The organism is Deltaproteobacteria bacterium GWC2_65_14, assembly GCA_001797615.1.
In the GTDB taxonomy this organism is placed as follows: domain Bacteria; phylum Desulfobacterota; class Deferrimicrobia; order Deferrimicrobiales; family Deferrimicrobiaceae; genus GWC2-65-14.
In genome coordinates, this window is record MGPV01000010.1 from 9,234 (window position 1) to 31,691 (window position 22,458).

General features: G+C 65.7%; 15 protein-coding genes and 1 pseudogene (1 of these 16 cut by a window edge). 1 reads left to right on the forward strand and 15 read right to left on the reverse strand.

The genetic code is table 11. The features are described 5' to 3' along the window. The 11 genes and pseudogenes from A2X88_07795 to A2X88_07845 form a co-directional block, all read right to left on the reverse strand. Positions 1–378: pseudogene (locus A2X88_07795) on the reverse strand (hypothetical protein) (it extends 544 nt beyond the left edge of the window). A gap of 238 nt (positions 379–616) precedes the next feature. After that, the gene (locus tag A2X88_07800) at positions 617–1,570 is read right to left on the reverse strand and encodes a hypothetical protein (GenBank protein OGP35466.1); all 954 of its coding nucleotides are present in this window, start codon (positions 1,568–1,570) and stop codon (positions 617–619) included. Positions 1,571–1,593: 23 nt separating this feature from the next. Next, positions 1,594–2,562: a hypothetical protein gene (locus A2X88_07805; protein ID OGP35467.1), complete on the reverse strand. Its 969-nt coding sequence runs from the start codon at positions 2,560–2,562 to the stop codon at positions 1,594–1,596. 19 nt (positions 2,563–2,581) lie between these two features. Then, entirely contained in the window at positions 2,582–3,553 is a 972-nt protein-coding gene (locus A2X88_07810; protein OGP35468.1) for a hypothetical protein, read from the reverse strand. Position 3,554: 1 nt separating this feature from the next. Beyond that, positions 3,555–7,007, reverse strand: a complete 3,453-nt coding sequence (locus A2X88_07815) for a transcription-repair coupling factor (protein ID OGP35502.1) — start codon at positions 7,005–7,007, stop codon at positions 3,555–3,557. A gap of 47 nt (positions 7,008–7,054) precedes the next feature. Then, complete coding sequence (locus tag A2X88_07820) at positions 7,055–7,987, reverse strand: quinolinate synthase (protein ID OGP35469.1); 933 nt, start codon at positions 7,985–7,987, stop codon at positions 7,055–7,057. Further along, positions 7,984–9,000 carry a glycerol-3-phosphate dehydrogenase gene (locus A2X88_07825; GenBank protein ID OGP35470.1) on the reverse strand — a complete coding sequence of 339 codons (1,017 nt, stop codon included), beginning with the start codon at positions 8,998–9,000 and terminating at the stop codon, positions 7,984–7,986. The genes A2X88_07820 and A2X88_07825 overlap by 4 nt, the downstream gene beginning before the upstream one ends. Beyond that, positions 8,997–9,782 (reverse strand): hypothetical protein, encoded by a 786-nt coding sequence (locus A2X88_07830; GenBank protein OGP35471.1) that lies wholly within the window; start codon positions 9,780–9,782, stop codon positions 8,997–8,999. The genes A2X88_07825 and A2X88_07830 overlap by 4 nt, the downstream gene beginning before the upstream one ends. Positions 9,783–9,850: 68 nt before the next feature. Then, a complete protein-coding gene (locus A2X88_07835; GenBank protein ID OGP35472.1) occupies positions 9,851–12,283 on the reverse strand; it encodes a DNA gyrase subunit A in 2,433 nt (810 codons plus the stop codon). Positions 12,284–12,400: 117 nt separating this feature from the next. Beyond that, positions 12,401–13,711 (reverse strand): cyclopropane-fatty-acyl-phospholipid synthase, encoded by a 1,311-nt coding sequence (locus A2X88_07840; protein ID OGP35473.1) that lies wholly within the window; start codon positions 13,709–13,711, stop codon positions 12,401–12,403. A 151-nt stretch (positions 13,712–13,862) separates the two neighbouring features. Then, entirely contained in the window at positions 13,863–14,441 is a 579-nt protein-coding gene (locus A2X88_07845) for a hypothetical protein (GenBank protein ID OGP35474.1), read from the reverse strand. Positions 14,442–16,489: 2,048 nt separating this feature from the next. Here A2X88_07845 and A2X88_07850 point away from each other — a divergent pair. Continuing rightward, positions 16,490–16,690, forward strand: a complete 201-nt coding sequence (locus A2X88_07850) for a hypothetical protein (protein OGP35503.1) — start codon at positions 16,490–16,492, stop codon at positions 16,688–16,690. A 40-nt stretch (positions 16,691–16,730) separates the two neighbouring features. On the opposite strand, the gene A2X88_07855 is transcribed toward A2X88_07850, so the two are convergent. From A2X88_07855 to A2X88_07870, 4 genes are all read right to left on the reverse strand, one after another. Continuing rightward, positions 16,731–17,126, reverse strand: a complete 396-nt coding sequence (locus A2X88_07855) for a hypothetical protein (GenBank protein OGP35475.1) — start codon at positions 17,124–17,126, stop codon at positions 16,731–16,733. Positions 17,127–17,170: 44 nt separating this feature from the next. After that, positions 17,171–19,633, reverse strand: coding sequence for a DNA gyrase subunit B (locus A2X88_07860; GenBank protein OGP35476.1), 2,463 nt, complete (start codon positions 19,631–19,633; stop codon positions 17,171–17,173). Between the two features lie 97 nt (positions 19,634–19,730). Beyond that, a complete protein-coding gene (locus tag A2X88_07865; protein OGP35477.1) occupies positions 19,731–20,873 on the reverse strand; it encodes a DNA polymerase III subunit beta in 1,143 nt (380 codons plus the stop codon). A 183-nt stretch (positions 20,874–21,056) separates the two neighbouring features. Next, positions 21,057–22,409 carry a chromosomal replication initiation protein DnaA gene (locus A2X88_07870; GenBank protein ID OGP35478.1) on the reverse strand — a complete coding sequence of 451 codons (1,353 nt, stop codon included), beginning with the start codon at positions 22,407–22,409 and terminating at the stop codon, positions 21,057–21,059. Positions 22,410–22,458: the final 49 nt, after the last annotated feature.

Here is a 22,458-nt window from a genome sequence, read left to right on the forward strand (position 1 = left end):
CGTGTGCCCCGGGAAGGGGACGCCGGCCGCCGCGAGCCCCTCCTTGCCGATCGGGCAGGTGACCAGGGCGTCCGCCCGCCCCGCCAGCACGTCGCCCGCAGCCACCCGGATGTAGTCCGCCATCGCACGCGAGCCGGGAAGGGAGGGCGTTCCGAAGGGGATCTCCGCGGGACGCAGGGAGGAGACCGGCTTCACCAGGAGGCGGCCGAAGGCGGGCTCCCCCCCGGCGGCGATCTCGACCCGCTTCCCGGTCACCCCCGCGGCGCGCGCGAGGATCTCCCGGTCGCCGTAGACCACCGGCCGGCAGAGGGAGAAGATCTCCGGCGAGGCGTGGGCCAGCACGGCGATCTCGGGGCCCACCCCGGCCGGGTCGCCCATGGAAACGGCGATGCGCGGAAGCGCGCCCGGGTCCACGTCCCTACCTCCTACCGCGTTCCGAGCTTCCGGACGATCTCCCGAATCTGCGGATGGTGTTCGCGCTCATGCTCGAGGATGATCCGGCAGGGCCACTCGTAGAGATTCATGCTTCCGCGGAAGCGGCATCTGGCTGCCTCCCTTCCTCCTGCTCCGGCGCCTCCAGGATCCTCTCCCGGTACGGCCGACTCCCCCTTGGGAATCACAGGCGGATGTCGATCGTGGCCTCCTGCTTCAGCTCCGCCAGGATATCGGCGTAGGCCTTCTCGCTGCGGCGGTCCACCAGCTCGTCGGTAAGCGGGCGCTTCAGTTCGGGGAACTCCGGGAGCGTTCCCCCACGCCGCTCGAGCACCTTCACGAGGAACCCCCCCTCCCCGGTGAACACGGGCGGGGAAACCTCCCCGGTCCGGAGCCGTTGCACCTCCCTCCCGATCTCCGGGGCCAAATCCTCCGTCTTCACGAACCCGGGCTCCATCACGGCGGCCCCCGGAACCGCCCCGGACACCAGCCGGACCGCGTCGGCAAGGGACATCCCCGCGCGGAACCCCTCCGCGGCCTGCTGCGCCGCGATCCGGGGAGCGACGGCCGGCTCCCCGTCCTCCTCCCCGGGGGGAAGCGGCAGGAAGAGGATCTCCATCCGGATCTCGCCCCCCTTCCGGAACCGTTCCGCGTTCTCCTCGAAGTAGGACCGGACCTCCTCCTCGGTCACGGTGACCGCCCGAAACTCCAGGGCCCGTACGATCGCCCCCCGCTCCATCTGCCACCGGAGCCGCCTCCGGTAGGCGGCCGGGGAGAGCCCTTCCTGCTCCAGCGCCGCCCGGAACTCCTCCTCCGCCATCCCGCTGTTCTTCCGCACCGCCTCGACCGCCTGCTCCACCTCCCTGTCCGAAACGGCCTGCCCCAGCTGCTCGAGCTTCTGCCGGACCAGGACCGATTCGATGAGAGTCTCGAGCCCCTTCAGGACGCGCCCCCGGTCCCGCTCCTCCCGAAGGTAGACATCGGTGTCCCCCTCCGAAATCCCAAGCATCTCCGCCACCGATTCGCGAAACTCGGAGAAGGTGACCGGCTCGCCGCTCACCACGGCGACCACCCCGTCCACGAGCCTCGCCGCGGCCTCCCGCACGGGCGTTGCCAGCAGGCAGATTGCCGCGCACAACAGGGCCGCTCCACGGAGCCCCCTCATCGCTTCCCCTCCGTGAGCTCGGCGAGGATCGCTTCCTGGATCTTGACGTCGGCCCTGGCCATCTCCCCCTCCATCCACCCCCGGAAGCCCTCCTCCCGCTTCGCCCGGAGAAGCTCCTCGCGGATCTGCGGCGCGGCTTCCTCGAACGACTCCTCCCGGGACTCCCGCCTTCCCTCGACCAGGAAGATGCTGACGCTTTTGTCCCGGCGGACCACGCGGCTGGCTCCGCCCGCCGGGAGGGCGAAGAGTTCCCCGGAAAGCTCCCGGGGGAGATCCTCCCGGGAAAGGTACCCGAGATCGGCGATCGCGGGAGCGGGCCCCTCTCCGGAACCCTTCAGGACCGCCTTGTCCGGGGAGTCCCCCGCCAGGATCCTCTCCCGGACCCGGAGGGCGCTCTCCTCCGTGTCGAACATCAGCTGGCGCACCAGGATCTGCTCCGGGGGGCTCGTCCTGCGGGGCCGCTCCCGCCAGGCCCGCCGAACCTCCTCCTCCGTGACCTCCGCGAGACGCCCCGCCACCGCCTCGGCGGACTTCCGGTAGAGCAGCGACTGCCGCATCCGCGACCGCCACTCGTCCATGCCGATCCCCTGCTGCAGGAGCGTCTTCTCCAGCCCCCCCGGCGGGAAATCGGATCGATACCGCTTCACCTCCTCCTCCAGCTCGGACTCGGTGACCGAGATCCCCTGCCGCACCCCCTCCTGCAGGACCATGGAGCGCTCGACCAGCCTCCGGAGGGCCTGCGACACCTCCGGGGCGGTCCCCTTCGACACGGCGGACGGGGAAAGCCCCTGGATGGATGCGATCTCCGCCTTCAGCTCCTGGAGGGTGACCGGCGCGCCGTTGACCTTCGCCACGACGACATCGGCGTCGGTGATCCTGGGCGGCTCCCGGGAGCAGGAGAGCAGGAACAGGGCCGCGGAGGCGAAGGCCCCGATCCGGCGATGGCGGAACCCCCGGCTCGCCATGGCCCCCCCGCGGACGGGATCAGCGCCCCTTGCCGGGCGGGGATTGCCCCGGCTTCGCATCCCGGGCCGCCGGCGCGCCCGTTCCGGGGGACTCGTCCTGCAGCGGGGGCATCCCGGCGAACGGCCCGAGCAGCGTCACCCGGGAGCTCTTGCGCAGCCCGCCGACCAGCCGCTCGAACGCCTCCCGCTGGGCCGACTCGCGCAGCTCCCCGGCGATCTCCTCCCGGACCTCCTCGAAGGGCTTCAGCCCCGCCGGCTCCTTCTGCAGCACCTGGAGCAGGTGGAAGCCGTAGACCGTGCGCACCGGGCCGATGACCGAATTCGCCGGGGCGGCGAAGGCGGCCGCCTCGAATTCCTTGTCGGTCTCCCCCCTCTCGACGAACCCCAGGTCCGAGGCCTTCTCCCCCGCGGCTTCCGCCGCTCTCATCAGCTGCTCGAAAGACTCCCCCGCCTTCGCTTTCCGGGCGGCGTCTTCCGCCAGGGCGCGATCCCGGAAGAGGATCTGCCGGATCCGCGCCCGCTCGCCCGCCTCGTAGTTCTCCCGGTTCTCCTCGTAGTGCTTCCTCATCGCCTCCTCGGAAAGCCCCGGCGCCTTCTCGGCCACCTCCCGCAGGAGCGCCTCGAGGAGGATCGACCGGCGCGCCTGCCCCAGCCGGCCGCGCACCTCGGGCCTGCGGTCGACTCCCCGCCGCAGCGCCTCCTGGAGGAGGAGATCCCGCGTGATCAGGCTCTCCAGGAACTGCCTCTTCCCGTTGGAGGTCTCGAGGATCGGCCGCATGTAGGGGGGAAGGGTCTCCGCCTCCCGCTCGAAATCGGCCTCGGTGATCTGCGCTCCGTTCACCTCGGCGAGAACCTTCTCCCGCGGCGAGCCGCCAGGCCCTCCGCAGGCGAACAGGAACGGGACCAGGGAAACCGCCAGCAGCCGTGTCCGCATGCGCATCCGTGGATTCTCCTTCCGGAAGATCGATCCGCTGTGCCGCAAGGGAATCATGCTACCCCCGGGGGGACAGCCGGTTCAACAGGTTTTTGGCCGCCAAGACCACCTCGGACGGCGATTCCGCCTCAAGCCGCATGGCGAGCACCTCTCCCCGCACGAAGGAGAAGAGCCCCCTCTCCCGGGTCACCAGCCGGACGAGCAGGGAGCGGTCGACCGAAGAGCGGTCCGCGAGGGAGAGATAGAGCGACCCGTTCCCCCGCTTGAGCTCCCGGATCCCCGCCTCCCGCATCCGGACCCGCATCCGCGTCATGTCGCACAGCGCCTCCGCGGGGTCCGGAAGCCGTCCAAACCGGTCCAGCATCGAAAGCTCGAGGTCGTCGGCCGCGTCGACGCTGCGGGCCGCCGCGAACTTCCGGTAGAAATCGAGCCGGATCCCCGGCTCGGCGATGTAGTCGTCCGGGAGGAAGGCCGGGATCCGCAGCTCCAGCTCCGGTTCCTCCCGCTCGGCCTCCGTCCTCCCCGAGATCTCCGCCACCGCCTCGGAGAGCAGCTGGGTGTAGAGCTCGTAGCCGACCTGGTGGATGTGGCCGGACTGGTCCTTCCCGAGCAGGTTCCCCCCTCCCCGGATCTCCAGGTCGTGGGAGGCGATCCGGAAGCCGGAGCCCAGCGCCGTGAGGTCGGTGATCACCGCGAGCCGCTGCGAGGCCTCCCGCGTCATCAGGATCTCCCCCGGGAGCAGGAAGTAGGCGTAGGCCCGCAGCCGGTCCCTCCCCACCCGGCCGCGCAGCTGGTAGAGCTGGGCGAGCCCGAACCGGTGGGCGTCGTTCACCAGGATCGTGTTCGCGCTGGCGATGTCCAGCCCCGCCTCGATGATCGCGGTGCAGAGCAGCAGGTCGGCCCGCCCGGCGGAGAAGTCGTCCATCGCGCGGGCCAGCTCCTCCTCCTCCATCTGCCCGTGGGCGACCAGGATCCGGCCCTCGGGGAGGATCTCCCGGAGGATCCGCTCCATGGCGGGGAGCGTCCGCACCCGGTTGTGGACGAAGAAGACCTGCCCGCCGCGGCGGATCTCCCGGTCCACCGCCTCCCGGATCGTCTCCTCCGAGAAGGGAAGGACGAAGGTGCGGATCGAGAGGCGGTCCTCCGGGGGGGTGGCGATCACGCTGATGTCCCGCATCCCGGAGAGGGCCATGTGCAGCGTCCGGGGGATCGGGGTCGCGGTGAGCGTGAGGAGGTCGACCGAGGCGCGCATCGCCTTGAGCTTCTCCTTGTGCCGGACGCCGAACCGCTGCTCCTCGTCGACCACGACCAGCCCCAGGTCCCGGAAGGAGACATCCTTCTGCAGGAGCCGGTGGGTGCCGATCACGATGTCGACCTTCCCCTCCCGCAGGTCGGCCGTCACCGCCGCCTGCTCCTTCCGGGAGCGGAAGCGGGAGAGGTTCTCCACCCGGACCGGGTAGCCGGCCAGACGCTCCCGGAAGGTCTTGTGGTGTTGCTCCGCGAGGACCGTGGTGGGGACGAGCACCGCGGCCTGCCGCCCGTCGAGCACCACCTTGAAGGCGGCCCGGACCGCGACCTCCGTCTTGCCGTACCCCACGTCCCCGCAGACCAGCCGGTCCATCGGCTTCTCCGAGACCAGGTCGCCGAGGACCTCCTCGATCACCTTCTGCTGGTCCGGCGTCTCCTCGTGCGCGAAGGCCGCCTCGAACTCCCGGTAGCTGGCGTCGGGCGGAGAGACGGGCGGGCGGCGGGCCAGCTCCCGGCGGGCGCTGAGCTCGACCAGCTCCCGGGCCATTTCCAGGAGGGAGTCGCGGACCTTCCGCTTGGCGCGCTGCCACGCGGTCCCCCCCAGCCGCGCGAGCTGCGGGTGCGTCTCCTCGGAGCCCACGTAGCGCTGCACGCCGGACATCTTCTCGACGGGGACGAAGAGCCGGTCTCCGCCGGCATACTCGAGCACGAGGAAGTCCCCCTCCACGCCGCCGGCCCGGCGGCGGATCAGCCCCCGGTAGACCCCGATGCCGTGGTCCACGTGGACCGCGAGGTCGCTCACCCGCAGCTCCCGAAGCGAGAACTCCTCCGCGGGAAGCGCCGCATCCCCCCTGCCCTTGCGGGCGCGGGCCTTCTCGCCGAAGATCTCCGACTCGGTGACCAGCGCGATCCGAAGCTCCGGGAACCGGAAGCCGCGCGCCACCCCGGAGCGGCAGAGCAGAACCCCTTTTCCCTCCGCGAGGGCGGCGGGGAGGGTGCACCCGGGGACCAGCGGGAGGGGGTAGCGGGAGAGCAGCTCCTCCATCCGCTCCGCCTGGGAGGGGGAGAGCGAGCTGATCAGGAACCGGTCCCCCCGCTTCCACCACTCCTTCGCCTCGGTCGCCAGCGGCAGCAGCAGCCCTTCCGACGAGGAGGTCGCCGTGCTCCGCCGGATATCCTCGTTCCCCTGGATCTCCAGGGTCCCCCGCACCGCGTCGCCGCGTCCGAAGGGGGACACCTCGATCCGGTCGAAGCAGAGGAGCGGGACGGCGGACAGGGCGGAAACGAGCTCCTCCGGCGACAGGTAGAGCTCCGCCGGCGCGGGAAGGCCGGCCTCCTCCCCCTGGATCCGGAAGTTCTCCTCCGCCTCGGCGAAGAGGTTTTTCGCCTCGCCCACGCAGGAGACCGAATCGGCGGCGGCCACCACGGTGTTCTCCGGCAGATGCCCGAACAGCGTCCCGGCGCCCCCGTACAGGCGGGGGAGGATCGCATCGATTCCCCGGTACCGGATCCCCTGCCGGAGCGCCTCCGGTTCCTTCCCGTTCCACGGCAGGCCGTCCGCCCCGACGGCGGCCCGCCCCGCAGCCCGCAGGAACTCCGCCCGGGTGATCACCTGGGAGCAGGGGATGACGAAGAACTCCTGCGCGGCGGAGCGGGTCCGCTGGGTCTCCGGGTCGAACCAGCGGATCGACTCGACCCGGTCGCCGTCGAGGGTGATCCGCGCCGGGTGCGGATGGGCGGGGCTGTAGATGTCGACGATCCCCCCCCGGACGGCGACGTCCCCCGGGTCGGTGGCGGCCGGAAGCCGCGCATAGCCCAGCGCCGACAGTTCCCGGGTCAGCTCCTCCAGGTCGACCTCCGCTCCGGGAGCGATCCGGCGGACCGATCCGGCGAACACCGCCGGGGGAAGGGTCTTCCGGAAGAGCCCTTCCACCGGGCAGACGACCACGAGCGGGCCGGCGCCCTCACCGGACCGCAAGAGGCGGAAGAGGGTCCGCATCCGGTCATGGACGGAGGGCGGAAAGGGGGCGATCTCCTCGTAGGGGGCGGCCTCCAGGGAGGGAAAGCGGGTCGTTCCGTCCGGGCCCAGGTAGGCGGAAAGCTCCCGGAAGCTCTCCTCGGCCTCCGCGGCCGAGTCGACCAGGTAGAGGACCGGGCGCTGCAGCCGCCGGGCCAGCGCCGAAAGGAGGAAGGCCCGGGCGCCGTGCGGGATCCCCAGGATCTGGCGGCAGGGACGATCCTCCCTCCCGAAGGAGAGGGCCAGGTGCTCGAAGGAGAGGGTCGGACGATCCCGGAGCATCGGAGGGCGGATCAGGAAGCGTCGCGCGGGACGGCCAGCATCGCCTCCAAAGCCGCCAGCGCCCCCTCCCGGATCTCCGCGGGAACGGAGACCCGCGGGGAAAGGGTCTCCAGGGAGTCGCGCACGTCCTCGAGCGTGGTCAGCTTCATGTTGGGGCAGATCAGCGCCCGCGAGGCGAGGTGGAAGACCTTCCCCGGGTTCTCCTTCCGGAGCCGGTAGAGGATCCCCATCTCGGTGCCGATGATGAACTCCTTCGCGTCGGACTTCCCGCAGTAGGAGTAGATCCCCGAGGTGGACAGCACCGCGTCGGCCATCTCCACCACTTCCGGCGGGCATTCCGGGTGCACGACGAGGAGGGCGTCGGGGTGCTCCGCCTTCGCACGGGCGGCGGCCTCGACCTTGAGCCGTTCGTGGGTGGGGCAATAGCCGTCCCACCAGCTGAGCGCCCGCCCGGACTTCTTCGCGACGTAGTGCGCGAGGTTGCGGTCCGGCACCATGAAGATCTCCCGGTCCGCGGGGATCGAGCGGACCACGTTCACCGCGTTGCCCGAGGTGCAGCAGATGTCCGAGAGCGCCTTGACCTCGGCGGAGGAGTTGACGTAGGTGACCACCACCGCCCCCGGGTGCGCCTCCCGCCAGGCCCGCAGGTCGTCCGCCGTGACCATGTCGGCCATCGGGCAGCCGGCCTCCATGCGCGGGAGCAGGACCGTCTTCCCGGGCGAGAGGATCGCCGCGCTCTCCGCCATGAAATGGACGCCGCAGAAGACGATCACCTCCGCGTCCGTCTTCGCCGCCTCCTGGCTCAGGCCCAGCGAGTCCCCGGTGATGTCGGCGATCTCCTGGATCTCGTCGCGCTGGTAGTTGTGGGCGAGCATCACGGCGCTGCGGCTGCGGAGCAGCTCCCGGATCTCCCGCTTCAGCCCTTCCGGATCGTACACGCTCATTCCGGCTCCATCCGGAGCGTCCGGGCGAAGAGCTCGGACACCGCCTCCCGGACCTCCTTCCCCTCGTGCAGGATACGATGCACCTGCTCCGACAACGGCATCGGCACGCCGGTTTTTTTCCCCAGGTCGACCGCCGCGCGGGAGGTCATCACCCCCTCCGCCACCATCGCCATGCCCGCGAGGATGTCGGACACCGTCTCCCCTTTTCCGATCCGGATCCCGACGGTCCGGTTCCGGGAGAGGTCGCCCGTGCAGGTAAGCACGAGGTCGCCCAGCCCGGAGAGCCCGTAGAAGGTCCGCGGGTCTGCGCCCAGCCGCTGCCCCGCCCGGGCGATCTCGGCAAGCCCCCGGGAGATCAGCAGGGCCCTGGCGTTGTGCCCGAAGGAAAGCCCGTCCGCCATCCCCGCCGCGATCGCCATGACGTTTTTCAGGGCCCCGCCCATCTCGACCCCCGTCACGTCGGTCCCGGCGTAGATCCGGAACCGCTTCGCCGAAAGAACCGACTGGAGGGAGACGGCCAGCCCCGGGTCGGACGACGCGAGCACCGCCCCGGCCGGCTTCCCGGCCACTACCTCCCGGGCGAAGGTGGGGCCGGAGAGCACCGCCACCCTCGACCCGTGGCCGGGTGCCGCCTGGGCGAGGACCTCCGACATCCGCAGGAGGGTCCTGTTCTCCAGCCCCTTGGAGAGGGAGACCAGGCTCGCCCCCGGGGACAGGTGCGGGGCCGCCGACTCCGCCACCGACCGGAGGTGGTGCGACGGGACGGCGAAGGCCACGACGCTTTTGCCTGCAAGGGCCTCCTGAAGCGAGGTCGTCGGCCGGACTCCGTCCGGGATCCGCAGGCCGGGCAGGAACACCCGGTTCTCCCGGGATTCCCGGATCGAGGCGCAGATCTCCTCCTCGCGGACCCAGAGCGAAACCTCCCTGTGCCGCTGCGCCTGCACCGAGGCGAATGCGGTCCCCCACGATCCGCCGCCGACGACCGCGATCGTTTCCGCGCCGCGTCCCGTCATTGGGAATCCTTCATCCGCTTCCTGAGCCGGCCGATCTTCTCCGTGACATAGCCCGGGTCCTCCCAGTCGTCCCGGATCGCCTCGTACTGCTCCAGGGCTCCGGTGTAGTCCCCTTCCCCCTCCATCGCCTGCGCCAGTCCCCATCGGGCGCGGGCTGCGCTCTTTTTGTCCGGGGCAAGGAACAGGATCTTCCGGAAGGCCCGGTCCGCCTCGGAATACCTCTCCTGCCCCAACAGCGCAGAAGCCTGCATCCACCGCGCCTCCATCGCCCTGGGGGAACCAGGGTGTCGTTCCAGCAGTTCGGCAAGCGCCTCCGCCTGCCTGGAGGGGTCCGACAGCCCGCCGTAGGCCTTGGCCAGCAACACCAGCGCCTCGTCCATCTTCCCGAAGCCGGGATAGCGGCTCCGGAGATGCTCCAGTTCCTCGACCGCCTTCGCGTAGCTGAAGAACTGGAGCAGGTGGATCTCCCCTTTCCGCAGGATCGCCTGGGGCGCCTCCGCGACCTGCGGGAAGTTGTAGACCAGCGAGTCGTAGGCCTCGAGCGCGGCGTCGTAGTTCCGGTAATAGGACCCGTACAGGTCCCCCTGCCGCAGCAGGGCCGCCGGGGAGTAGCGCGACTGGGGGAACTCCTTCGGGATCGAGCGGAACCCGGCCAGCGCCGCATCCATCTCCTGCCGCAGAAGCGCCTTCTCCGCCCCCTCGAACCGCTCCCTCGCCCGGTCCGCGCAGGCCGGAAGGAGAGCCAGGAGAGCCAGGGCGACGAGGGCCGCGGAGCGCCTCAAGGCCGTGGAGTGGTTCATGTCACAAGGAGAGCGCGGCACCGAGGGCGTCGATGCGCCGCGGCCGCGCCCTACTCTTCCTTCTCCGCCAGCCGGGCCAGGGAGGCGACCTTCTCCTTCTCCTCCATCCCGATCAGACGGACCCCCTGGGTGTTCCGGCCGCTCATCCGGATCTCCGCGACGGGCATCCGGATGATCTTCCCGCCGTCGGTGACCAGCATCACGTCGTCCTCTTCGGACACCTGGGCCCCCCCCAGGACCGCCCCGGTCTTCCCGGTCACCTTCAGGGTGATGACCCCCTTGCCGCCGCGCGACTGGACCCGGTACTCGTCGATGGCGGTCCGCTTCCCGTAGCCGTTCTCGGTGACGGTGAGCAGCGTCCCGCCGGCGCGCAGGATCTCCATCCCCACGAGCTCGTCCTTCTTTCCGAGCGAGATCCCGCGCACCCCCACGGCGGTGCGCCCCATCGCCCGCACGTCCTCCTCGCGGAACCGGATGGAGAGCCCCTGCCGCGTGGAGAGGAGGACGTCGTCCTCCCCGCCGGTGATCTCCGTGGCGATCAGCGAGTCTCCGACGTTCAGGCCCAGCGCGATGATCCCGCCGGCCCGGGGGCGGGAGAACTCCATCAGGTCGGTCTTCTTGACCACACCCTTCGCGGTGGCCATCACGACGAACTTCCCCGCCGTAAACTCCCGCGCCGGGAGGATCGCCGAGATCCGCTCGCCCGAAGACAGGGAAAGCAGGTTCACGATCGCCTTTCCCTTCGCCGCCCGCCCCGCCTCGGGGACCTCGTGGACCTTGAGCAGGTGCACCTTCCCGGTGTTCGTGAAGAACATGATGTGGGAGTGCATCGTGGCGACGAAGAGCATGGAGACGAAATCCTCCTCCTTGGTCCCCATCCCCACCTTCCCCCGCCCTCCCCGCCGCTGGGAGCGGTAGAGGGAGATCGGGTTCCGCTTGATGTAGCCGGAGTGGGAGACGGTGACCACCATCTCCTCGTCGACGATCAGGTCCTCGAGGGAGAGCTCCCTCGTCTCCTCCACGATCTCCGAGCGGCGCTCGTCCGCGTAGGCCGCCCGGATCTCCCGGAACTCCTCGGAGATCACCCGGAGCAGCTCCGTCTCCTCGCCCAGGATCTTCTTCAGTCTCGCGATCTCTTTCAGAACCTCCTTCAGCTCCTCGAGGATCTTCTCCCGCTCGAGCCCGGTCAGCCGCTGCAGCCGCATGTCGAGGATCGCCTGGGCCTGGATCTCGGATAAGGCGAACGTTTTCACCAGCCCTTCCTTGGCCTCCTTCGGGTCCTTCGACTTGCGGATCAGCTGGATCACCGCGTCCAGGTTCGCCAGCGCGATCCTGAAGCCTTCCAGGATGTGCGCCCGGGCCTCGGCCTTCTTCAGGAGGAAGAGAGAGCGCCGCGTCACCACCTCCCGCCGGTAGGCGAGGAACTCCTCGAGCATCTGCTTGAGGTTGAGCGTCCGCGGCTGGTTCTGGACGATGGCCAGCAGCTGCACCCCGAAGGAGACCTGCATCTGGGTCAGCTTGTAGAGGTTGTTCAGGACCACCTCGGCGACCGAATCCTTCTTGAGCTCGATCACCATCCGGGTCCCGTCCCGGTCCGACTCGTCGCGCAGGTCGGAGATCTCCTCGATCTGCTTGTTCCTCGCCAGCTCCGCGATCCGCTCCAGCAGGCGCGCCTTGTTCACCTGGTAGGGGATCTCGGTGAGCACGATCGACTCCCGGTCCCCCTTTTTCGTCTTCTCGATGAAGGCGCGGGCGCGGATCTGGACGTTCCCCTTCCCGGTCCGGTAGGCGTCCCGCACCCCCTCGAGCCCGTAGAGGATCCCCCCCGTGGGGAAATCGGGGGCGGGGACGAACACCATCAGCTGCTCCACCGTGAGGTCGGGGGTTTTGATCATCGCGAGCAGGGCGTCGATCACCTCCCCCATGTTGTGCGGGGGGATCGAGGTGGCCATCCCGACGGCGATGCCGGAGCTTCCGTTGACCAGAAGCGTCGGGATCCGGGCCGGCAGGACCCGCGGCTCGGTGATCGACCCGTCGTAGTTCGGGACCGTCTCCGCCGTCTCCTTGTCGAGGTCGGAAATGAGCTCCGCGGAGATCTTCGCCAGCCGCACCTCGGTGTACCGCATCGCAGCGGCGGAATCGCCGTCCATCGAGCCGAAGTTCCCCTGCCCGTCCACCAGCGGGTACCGGAGGGAGAACTCCTGGACCATCCGGACGAGGGCGTCGTACACCGCCGTGTCCCCGTGCGGGTGGAACTTTCCGATCACGTCTCCGACGATACGGGCCGACTTCTTGTAGGGCTTTCCGTACTCGTTCCCCAGCTCGTACATCGCGTAGAGGATGCGGCGCTGGACCGGCTTGAGCCCGTCGCGCACGTCGGGCAGGGCCCGCCCGACGATCACGCTCATCGCGTAGTCGAGATAGCTCCTGCGCATCTCGTCCTGGACGGTGCGCGTCGCGGCCGGCTTGGCGAAAAGGTCCATGTCGGTTCAGAAAGCTCCCGTGGAAATAGGGGTCGTTTCGGGATGATTCAACCGGGATATTTTACCACGGAAAACACCCCAACATGCCCGGGAAAAGGGTCCGCAGGGGATCGCGGGTCAGCAGCCGGAAGGGGACTGGCGGTACCAGTCCTCCCGGGTCAACGGAAGACCGCTCCTCCCTCCGTCGGGCTTCACCAGGAGGGCCTGGAAGACGTTGTTCTTCCCAGTGGAAAAAGTGTAGGCCGCGCCGGCCAGGTAGAGCCGCCAGATCCTGTAGATCCTCTCCCCCGCGATCCGCAACGCCGCATCCACCCGGGCCTCCAGGCGCGCCCTCCAGCGGAGGAGCGTCAGCACGTAGTGCTCCCGCAGGTTCTCCAGGTCGCGCACCTCGAACCCCTCCTCCTCCGCGGCCCGCAGCGTGGAGGAGACCGGCGGCAGCTCCCCGTCGGGGAAGACATAGTGGTCGCTGAAGGAGGGACCCGGAGGCGGCGGCCAAGCAGGGTTGCAGGCAATCCCCTGGTTCAGGAAGGCCCCTCCGGGGCGCAGCATCCCGAAGGCCCGCCGGAAATACCCCGAGAGGCCGGAGACGCCGACATGCTCGACCATCCCGATGCTTGCGATTTTGTCGAAGAAACCAGCCCCCTCCATCTCCCGGTACTCGGACAGCTCCACGCGGCATCGTTCGTAGAGGCCAGCCTCCCGGATTTTCGCGTTCGCGAAGTCGGCCTGGGGACGGCTCACCGTGATCCCGACCCCCTCCACGCCGTAGCGCCTCGCGGCATGTATCAGCAAACCTCCCCACCCGCATCCGATGTCGAGCAGCCGCTCCCCGGGGCGTAGCCGAAGCTTCCTGCAGACCAGGTCCAGCTTCCGCTCCTGCGCGGTATCGATGTCGTCCTGAGGCGTGGAGAAGTACCCGCAGGAGTAGACCATCCTGCGGTCGAGCCACAGCGCGTAGAAGTCGTTGGAGACGTCGTAATGGTAGGTGACGGCCTTCCGGTCCCGGGATATCGAGTGGAGCCGACCGCCGATCCTAGGCCGGCGAAGGAACCGGGATGACTGGTCCGCGCCCGGCAGGGCATAGAGCTGCCTCGCCCACTGAAGCCGCTGCCCCACTCCCGGGCGATGCCGGGCCAGGTGGTCCGCCAGGCGGAAGACGGCCCCGATCTCCCCTTCCACGTCGATGTCGCCGTGGACGTAGGCCTCTCCCAGGGAGAGCTCGTCCGGCGAAAGGAACAGGGTGCGCAGGGCGGACGGGTTCCGGATCGCCAGCGTGAACCGCGCCGGCCGTCCGGGCCCGGGCTCCAGGGCGCTTCCGTCCCACAGGCGGACGGCGAAGTCCCGTGGGTGGAAGCTGTCGAGAAGTTCCCGGAGGAGTGAGAGGCACTTCGAGGCGGTTCTGTCGAGAGAGCGTTCCGGAAGTCCCATCGGCGTTCTCCTCGCATCTGACGGAAGAGGGTTTGCCAGCCGGTTTCCGGACTCGACGGCCGCGACCGATGGAAGGTTGCATGCACGGGACACTCCGCCGCAGGTGCGGCGGCAGGAAGCATTCTATCCGATTTCCCGCGGGAGGGGAAACCTACTCTTGCAACATGATCCGCAGCCGCCCGGGCCGGACCTGGACTGTCCGGACGCCGGCCGCGAAGATCTTCCAGACCCCCTCCCCGGTGCCGAATTCCTCCACCAGGTTCACATTCTTCAGGCCGTAGATATGAGGGGGTTTGATTTTGATCAGCGTTAAGTACATTGCCATTTGACTACGATGATGGACTTCGTGTTCGACCATCGCCATCAACAATCGCCATGTCTTGACTTCCGTGCCGCTCAGTGATGGGCGAGTTTCCGTCAAAGCGGAGTCGCTTAAAGTGCCCAGTCTCTTCATGGCATCTTGGTGAGTGGACTTGAGCAACGTGATGGCAACGTCGCGTTCCTGTTTCGCTTCGATTTTGTGCCCGGCGTATTTCCATATTCCATTCACCACGGCGCCGATAAACATATCCTCGGTGGCAGCCAGGTGGCGGATGAGGTCTCCGAACGTGAATTCGCCCTCGCCTGGTAGCCAATCGATTCTGTCCGCGGGAATAGCGTCGATGAAATGCAGAGTCCGACGGCGAATTCCCTCGTAATAGTCGATATATCCCTGGACGCTTTGCAGCATTGGGAACTCCTCCCTCGGTTCGCATGCCTCCGATATCGGCAAGAATTGAGAGCTGACGCTCAGCTGCGGGGCCTCGGGTACTTCCGCAGGGCAGCCGTCAGCTTCAGCCTGTTGTTAGACGCAAATATATATTTAAGTATCATTTTCCTTTAATTCTTGTCTCATATGGCGAACGGTTAATATGGTTATTCGCTTAGATTCTATTTTATAAATGATTCTGTAATTCCTGCAAAATATTTCCCTTACGTTTTGCTTCCTTATCTCTGGAACAATGCGACCCTTGTTCGGAAATTCTTTTATGCGGTTTCCAGCCTCATAAATATCATTTATCACCGAACGTGCTGCCTCCGGATTTTCCTTCGCAATAAATCTATTACTCTCGATAAGATTTGCAACGGCAACATATGACCATAAGACCTTCATATGCCTAGCCGTTCAAAGATATATTTCTTGAATTCCGAATGCTCTATAACTTTCCCCTCAGCAATTTGAGATTCTGCCAACTGGATATCTTGCAGTAATTCCGCATGCTCAACGAGATCTTCATATGACTTCACATCAAGAAGAACAGCTGCACTTCTCCCATGCTGCGTCAAGATCAGTGGCCGTCGCGTTGTGCGCACCTGATTCACCAAAGCGGCGGCATTGGCTCGAAATTCGGATAAGGGTCTGACGTCTTCGGTTGGGAGTACTTTCGGCATGGCGCCCTCCTATAGCGTACTTCATGTGGTACCATATCTTGTACCATATCCTTGGATGCCCTGCAACCCCCCAAAGACAACACCCCCCAAGGGGCGTGAAAAATTTAGCGTCTAACGCGCGGCTTAAGCTGCGGGGCCACAGGTATTTCGCCGGGCAGCCGTCAGCTTCAAGCCGTTGTTAGCTGGCATCATGGGATTACATGGACTCTATTCATATGCCTTCCCGTATGTGCCTGCTTTACAAGCTGGTCGGCTCGGGTGATTCGCTGATTTCCCCGAAATACATGCTGAAATACGACTTCGTCATACATCCGGACGAGGTCGAGGACATGATGAAATAATTTTCTAAGTTCATCATTTTTCAACCTGTATTGTCCATTCATTTGTTTTATTAGAAGTTCGCTGTCCGAATAACAAGTTACCTTTCGCCTAGTGTATTTTGCTGACAAGTCAAGCCCCTTTATCAATGCCTTGTATTCGGCTTGGTTATTCGTGCAATGTCCAATACATTCCGAATATTCATGTAAGATTGCGTTATCGGAGTTACAAATAATAACAGCAATTGAACCAGGCCCAGGGTTCCCCTTGCTGCCGCCATCCGTATAGAGGCAAATATGATTAAAATTCAATTGCTTCTCCAGGCAGGTCCTAAATTTAAGATATTGCAGCTTACCTAACCCTAAATGATTTGTTGCAATTAGGGCAATGACCGAAACTGGGACTCGCGGATTCTGTTAAGTGAACTAGCGCTTTGCTAACCTCCCAGCATTTTGGGCAATACGGATCTGGATCTCCTTCAACGTAATATACTTGACCTACATACTTAATATTTTGTTTTACATTAAATAGATTTTTTAGATCTTCTATTTCACTTTGATATATTCTGTTTTGCCTTGACAGTTCGAATACTTCTTGTTCCAACTCCACTATCTTTCGGTATAGATCGATGTCGCCAATCTTCTTTATCAGGTCTGCAATTTCTTTTATATTTTCCACCGCTCCCATATTTCGTCTCCTTTGGTCATGAACGATGACCAGCTAACCGCTGCTTAGGCGGTGTGGGGTTAAGGGTGGAATGGCCCGGGATGCTGTTTGGGTTGTTGGACAGCGTGGGATGGGGGGAATGCTGGCCTTTGCTGTATAGCACGGTCCTTGCTGTGGTCTGTTGAAAACAGAGGGAGGGGGGCCATGGGCGACGGCTTGCGTGAAAGCGTACACGTCGGGGGGGATCGACCTCCGGACCGGGAGCCGGATCATCGAGGGGACCCTCCGGAATCCTGGGACGGCCCGTTCCGCGACGCCCTCGAGCTGCACGGTCGGTCCGGGGCGCAAACGAAGTGGTATCTCGTGTGGGCGAGATGGCGGACATCGCGGAACCGGTCGGCTGCCACACGCTGCGCCTGTTTCGCGACGCACCTTCTCGAATCCGGGGCCGACATCCGCACGGTGCAGGAGCTTCTCGGGCACAGCGACGTGGCGACGACGATGATCTACACGCACGTGCTGAACCGTCCGGGCCTCGCGGTGCGCAGCCCCGAGGACGGATAGGCGGCCACCGGCCGCGACGGGGAATAAACCGGAAGGGACGTCAGAAATACCGTACCTTGGCCACGCCCGCGGATGTCAGGAAGATCTTGGTGTTGTTCGTCTTCGGGTCGATGGGATGGAGAAAGAACCCCGGGCGGCCGGGGTCGTATCCCATCGTCGAGCCCACGAGCACCTCTCCGTCCCTGCAGGTCACCTCCACGAGGCGCCCTTGCGGCTTGTCCCCTTCCGCCACCTTCTTCCTCTCCCTGTAAAGCTTGTTCCCCAGGAAGTCCCGGACGAAGAAGACGGCTTTTAAGTGGCTCACGGAGACTTCCACGAGGGTCGTCCTCCCCCCCGGAAGAAGCTGGAAGGTCGGCTTCAGCGGCGAGAAATTCCGGGTGGTTCCCTTCAGGATTCTTCCGTCGAGATACCGGACGACGATTTTGGACGGTTCCATCTGCCGCCTCCTCCCGTTCGAATCATGCGCAGCAAGGCAGCCGCCTAGATGTCGAGCGAGGAGACCTCCAGGGCGTTCTTCTCGATGAACTCCCTCCGCGGCTCCACCTGGTCGCCCATCAGCTTCGTGAAGATCTCGTCGGCGTCGGTCTCGTCGCCGATCTCCACCCGGAGAAGCTCCCGGGTCTCCGGATTCATCGCCGTTTCCCAGAGCTGCTCGGGATTCATCTCGCCCAGACCCTTGTATCGCTGGATCGTCTGCCCCTTCTTCCCCACCTCGAGGACCTGCCCCAGCAGGCAGAGCGGCCCGTCGGCCTCGGGGAAGGCGCCGTCGCCGTCCAGCCGGTAGGGAGGAGGCAGCGTCTCCTGGACCTGGGTGTAGAGGGTGTTCGACTCCCGCAGGTCCGCGGCACGGAGGCGGTGCCGGTCGATGGTGCACTCCATCGGCAGCCCTCCCCGCTTCCACCTGAGGAGAACCTGGACCGCGCTTTCCGCGTCGTCGTCCGGGTCGGGCCGGATCTCGAAGGAGACGTGGGTCACGTCGGGGCGGTTGCCCTTCCACTCCGCGACCAGCGACGTGAAGAACTTCTTCGCCCCCTTCTCCCCTTCCAGCGCCTTCACCCCTTCCGCCGCCCTCGGGGCGAGGGAGAGCAGCACGAAGGCGGGCATGCCGCGCCGGTCGGCCCGGATCGCGATCTCCTCGAGCCGGGAGATCTTCCGAAGCCACGCCGCCATCTTCTGCCCGGTGAGCGCCCCCTGCCCGTTGCCGCCGCCCACGCGCCGGTTCTGGATCCCGTTCTCGATCAGGAACTCCCGATAGGCCGCCTCGTCCTTCAGGTAGGTCATCCCCTTCCCCTTGCGGATGCCGAAGAGCGGTGGCTGGGCGATGAAGATGTTGCCGGCGTCGATCAGCTGCCGCATGTGCCGGAAGAAGAAGGTGAGCAACAGCGTCCGGATGTGCGCGCCGTCCACGTCGGCGTCGGTCATGATGATCACCTTGCCGTAGCGGACCTTCGCCGCGTCGAAATCCTCCTTCCCGATCCCGGTGCCCAGCGCCGTGATCATCGTCCGGATCTCCTGGGAGGAGAGCATCTTGTCGATACGCGCCTTCTCGACGTTGAGGATCTTCCCCTTCAGCGGCAGGATCGCCTGGTAGCGCCGGTCGCGGGCCTGTTTCGCCGAGCCCCCCGCCGAGTCCCCCTCGACGAGGAAGAGCTCGCACTTCCCCGGGTCGGTCTCCTGGCAGTCGGCCAGCTTCCCGGGCAGCCCCGCCGAGTCGAGCGCCCCCTTGCGCCGGGCCAGTTCCTTCGCCTTGCGCGCCGCCTCTCGGGCACGCGCCGCCTCGAGCGCCTTCTCGACGATCTTCCTCGCCACAGAGGGGGTTTCCTCGAAGTAGTTGGCCAGCTTCTCGTAGACCAGCGAGTCGACGATCCCCTTGACCTCGCTGTTTCCCAGCTTGTGCTTGGTCTGCCCCTCGAACTGCGGCTCCGGCACCTTCACCGACACCACGGCGGTCAGCCCCTCGCGCAGGTCGTCCCCGGAGAGGTTCTCCTTGACCCCCTTGAGCAGGTTCCCCTTCTGGGCATACTGGTTCACCGCGCGGGTGAGCGCCGACCGGAAGCCGATCAGGTGCGTGCCGCCGTCGTGGGTGTTGATGTTGTTCGCGAAGGCGAAGACCGTGTCCTGGTAGGAGTCGTTGTACTGGAGGGCGACCTCGGCCTGGACGTTGTCCTTCTCCCCTTCCACGTAGATCGGCTTGCTGTGCAGCGCGTTCTTGTTCCGGTTCAGGTGCTGGACGAAGGAGACGATCCCACCCTTGTACTGGAACTCGTGCGACTTCTCCGTGCGTTCGTCCAGGATCGAGATCTTCAGCCCCGCGTTGAGGAAGGAAAGCTCCCGCAGCCGCTGGGAGAGCGTCTCGAAGCTGAACTCGGTCTCGGTGAAGATCTGGGTATCCGGCCTGAAGGTGATCCTGGTCCCGGTCTTCCGGGATTTCCCGGTCACCGTCATCGGGGAGGTGGTCATCCCCCGGGAGAAGCCCAGGTGGTAGACCTTGCCGTCGCGGCGGATCTCCGCCTCGAGAGACTCCGAGAGGGCGTTCACCACGGAGACGCCCACGCCGTGGAGACCGCCGGACACCTTGTATGTGTCCCGGTCGAACTTCCCGCCGGAGTGCAGGACGGTGAGCACCACCTCGGCGGCGGGCTTGCCCCCCTCCCCTTCCATCACGTCGATGGGGATCCCGCGGCCGTTGTCGTCCACGCTGACCGAGTTGTCCGGGTGAATCGTGACCGAGATGGCGTCGCAGTGCCCCGCCATCGCCTCGTCGATCGAGTTGTCGACGACCTCGTAGACGAGGTGGTGAAGGCCGTTGGCGTCCGTGCTCCCGATGTACATCGCCGGGCGCTTCCGGACCGCCTCCAGGCCCTTTAAAACCTTAATGTTTTCGCCGGTATAGTCGTCCGCCCCGTTGCCGTTGCGGAGGAGGTCGTTCGGCTGTTCCGACATGCGGGAAACACCTCGAAAGTATAATCGACTTATTATACTACGGATCGGCCTTGCGGAGAGGAAAAAGCTGTTCCCTCGGGGCTGTGGGAAGCCCCCTTCAGGCGATCCGCATCGGCATGATGATGGCGAGGTAGGACGGGTCCTTCGGAGCCCGCAGGATCACCTGGGAGACCTCGTCCTTCATCTCGAACCCGACGGTGTCTTCCGAGATCCCGTTGATGGCGTCCTGCAGGTATCTTCCGTTGAACCCGATCTTGACGGGGCCGCCGTCGTACTCCACCGGCAGCAGGTCTCTGGCCTCTCCCAGGTCGGGGCTGGTGGTCGACACCTCCAGCTGCTTCCCGGAGAAAAAGAGCTTCACGCTGTTGATCTTCTCCGGGGCCATGACGCTGACCCTCTTCAGGACGCCCAGGAACGGCTCCCGGGGCACGGAGGCCAGGAGCTTGTTCTCCTTGGGGATCACCTGCCGATAGTCCGGGAAATCGGCGTCGAGAAGCCGCACCCAGATCTCGGTGTCCCCCTTTCCGGCGAAGAGGAACTTTTCCGAGGCGGACAGGGAAAGCGACCCCGGCCCCGAGTCGGCGAGTTTGCGGATCTCGAGCAACCCCTTCCTCGGGACGAGAACCTTCCTCTCCCCGATCAGCCCGCCGATCTCCGGGACCTCCCCGTCGGCCACCGCCAGCCGGTGCCCGTCCGTGGCCACCATCCTCAGCATGGCCTTCCCCCCCTCTTCCCGCTTCTCGAGCAGGATGCCGGAGAGGTTGTACCGGGTCTCGTCCCCCGTGGCGAACGGAGTGACCCGGTCCACGAGACGCCGGTAGACGTCCGAATCGATCGGGACCGCGGTTCCCTTCGGCTTCTCCGGCATCTCCGGAAACTCCTGGCTCGGCAGACCCGCCAGTCGGAAGTGGCCGCGTCCCGCGGAGAGCTCGACGGAGGTCCCCTCCTTTTCCGAGATGGTGACCGACCCCTTGGGAAGGACCTTCGCGATGTCGAACAGCTTCTTCGCCGGAAGCGCGATCGATCCGCCCTCCCCCACGTCCATCGGCTGAGTACAGCGGATGACGATCTCCAGGTCGGACGCGACCACCGTGATTCCCGGGCCTCCTCCGGGCTCCCCCTTCTTGGCGGCGGTCAGGAGCAGGTGGGACAGGATCGGCATGGCGTGCCGTCGCTCCGCCACGCCCTGTACCCTCGCGAGCATCCCTTCGAGTTGGTCGCGCTCCACAGAGAAGTTCATGGTCTCCCTCTTTCTTTTAGAATCTTGAAACCCAGAAGCAGCAGTAGGAGCTGTGAAGTTGTGGATGAGACGGGAAAGCCGGGGATCCGGCGGAAGATACCGGGAGCGGTTGCTGCGGGGAAGCTGTGCGGGGTTCGGGTGCAGGTTGTGGAGAAAAAAAGCATCCGCATTCCTTCCACAGGGTTATCCATTGATCAACTTGCGCAGCGCCTCGATGCTGTTTCTTAAAGATACATCTTCCCCGATTTTTTTCTCTATCTTTTTTACGGCGTACATCACGGTGGAGTGGTCCCGGTCTCCGAACCGGTGGCCGATGTCCGGGTAGGAGCAGCTCGTCATCTGCCGCATGAGATACATGCAGATCTGTCGGGGAAGCGCGATCACCTTGTGCTTCCGTTCGGAGCGAAGATCGGAGACCTTCACCCCGTAGTGTTCCGCGACCGCCTTCTGGATCGCCTCCGGGGAGATCTCCCGCACGGAGCTCTCCAGCAGCTTCGCCAACACCTCCTTGGCCAGCTCCAGGTTGATCTCCCGGCGGGTCAGCGAGGCGTGGGCCCCGATCCGGATGAGCGACCCCTCCAGCTCGCGGATGTTGTTCTTGACCATGCTGGCGAGAAAGAGCCCCACGTCTTCGGGGAGGGGTATCTGCTCCGCTTCGGCTTTCCGGTTCAGGATCGCGAGCCGGGTCTCGAGATCGGGCGGCTGGATGTCGGCGACGAGCCCCCATTCGAAGCGCGACTGGATCCGCTCCTCCAGGTCCGGAATCTCCTTCGGGAACTTGTCGCTCGAAACGACGATCTGCTTCCGGGAAGAGTAGAGATCGTTGAAGGTGTGGAAGAACTCCTCCTGCGTGCGCTGCTTGCCGGCGATGAACTGCACGTCGTCCACCAGGAGCAGGTCGACGTTGCGGTATCTCTCCTTGAAGCTGGGCATCCGGTTCGTACGCAGGCTGTAGATCAGCTCGTTCGTGAACTTCTCCGCCGTGATGTAGCAGACCCGGACGTTCGCATTCCGCTCCAGGGCGAGGTTTCCGATGGCGTGCAGCAGGTGGGTCTTGCCGAGGCCGACGCCTCCGTAGAGAAAGAGGGGGTTGTAGCTTTTCGCCGGATCGGTGGCGACGGCGAAGGAGGCGGCCTGCGCGAACTGGTTTCCGACCCCGACGACGAAGCGATCGAAGGTATACCGGGGGTTGAGCACCCCGTTGCGGGCACGCTGGGTTATGCCTCTCTCCGGAGGGGCCTGGGGGTCCGGCACCTCGGCCGGCGAGGGAGTCCGCTCGCTGTCGCCGTCCTCGTCGCTTCCCACGACGATCTCGACGGAGACATCCCGCCCGAACTCCTTCCGGGCTGCCTCCTCGAGGTGCGCAAGGTAATTCTCCTCGATCCACTGCTTGAAGAACCTGTGGGGGGTGGCGACAAGGACCAGCGAGTCCTCCCTGGCGACGAAACGCAGCGGCCGCAGCCATGTCTCGAACACCTGGTCCGAGACGGCTCCCTTGATCTGGGCAAGCGCTCTTTCCCACGCTTTGGATGTCACGAAACGGCCCCGCTCATGCTCGAAAAAAATCGGATTTTACGAAAGGAAA

What these genes read in the sequence shown, in the direction of transcription:
- A2X88_07805 (OGP35467.1), bottom strand. Translation starts at nt 2,562, where the DNA reads ATGGCGAGCCGGGGGTTCCGCCATCGCCGGATCGGGGCCTTCGCCTCC.
- A2X88_07810 (OGP35468.1), bottom strand. Translation starts at nt 3,553, where the DNA reads ATGATTCCCTTGCGGCACAGCGGATCGATCTTCCGGAAGGAGAATCCA.
- A2X88_07820 (OGP35469.1), bottom strand. Translation starts at nt 7,987, where the DNA reads ATGAGCGTGTACGATCCGGAAGGGCTGAAGCGGGAGATCCGGGAGCTG.
- A2X88_07825 (OGP35470.1), bottom strand. Translation starts at nt 9,000, where the DNA reads ATGACGGGACGCGGCGCGGAAACGATCGCGGTCGTCGGCGGCGGATCG.
- A2X88_07835 (OGP35472.1), bottom strand. Translation starts at nt 12,283, where the DNA reads ATGGACCTTTTCGCCAAGCCGGCCGCGACGCGCACCGTCCAGGACGAG.
- A2X88_07840 (OGP35473.1), bottom strand. Translation starts at nt 13,711, where the DNA reads ATGGGACTTCCGGAACGCTCTCTCGACAGAACCGCCTCGAAGTGCCTC.
- A2X88_07845 (OGP35474.1), bottom strand. Translation starts at nt 14,441, where the DNA reads ATGCTGCAAAGCGTCCAGGGATATATCGACTATTACGAGGGAATTCGC.
- A2X88_07855 (OGP35475.1), bottom strand. Translation starts at nt 17,126, where the DNA reads ATGGAACCGTCCAAAATCGTCGTCCGGTATCTCGACGGAAGAATCCTG.
- A2X88_07860 (OGP35476.1), bottom strand. Translation starts at nt 19,633, where the DNA reads ATGTCGGAACAGCCGAACGACCTCCTCCGCAACGGCAACGGGGCGGAC.
- A2X88_07865 (OGP35477.1), bottom strand. Translation starts at nt 20,873, where the DNA reads ATGAACTTCTCTGTGGAGCGCGACCAACTCGAAGGGATGCTCGCGAGG.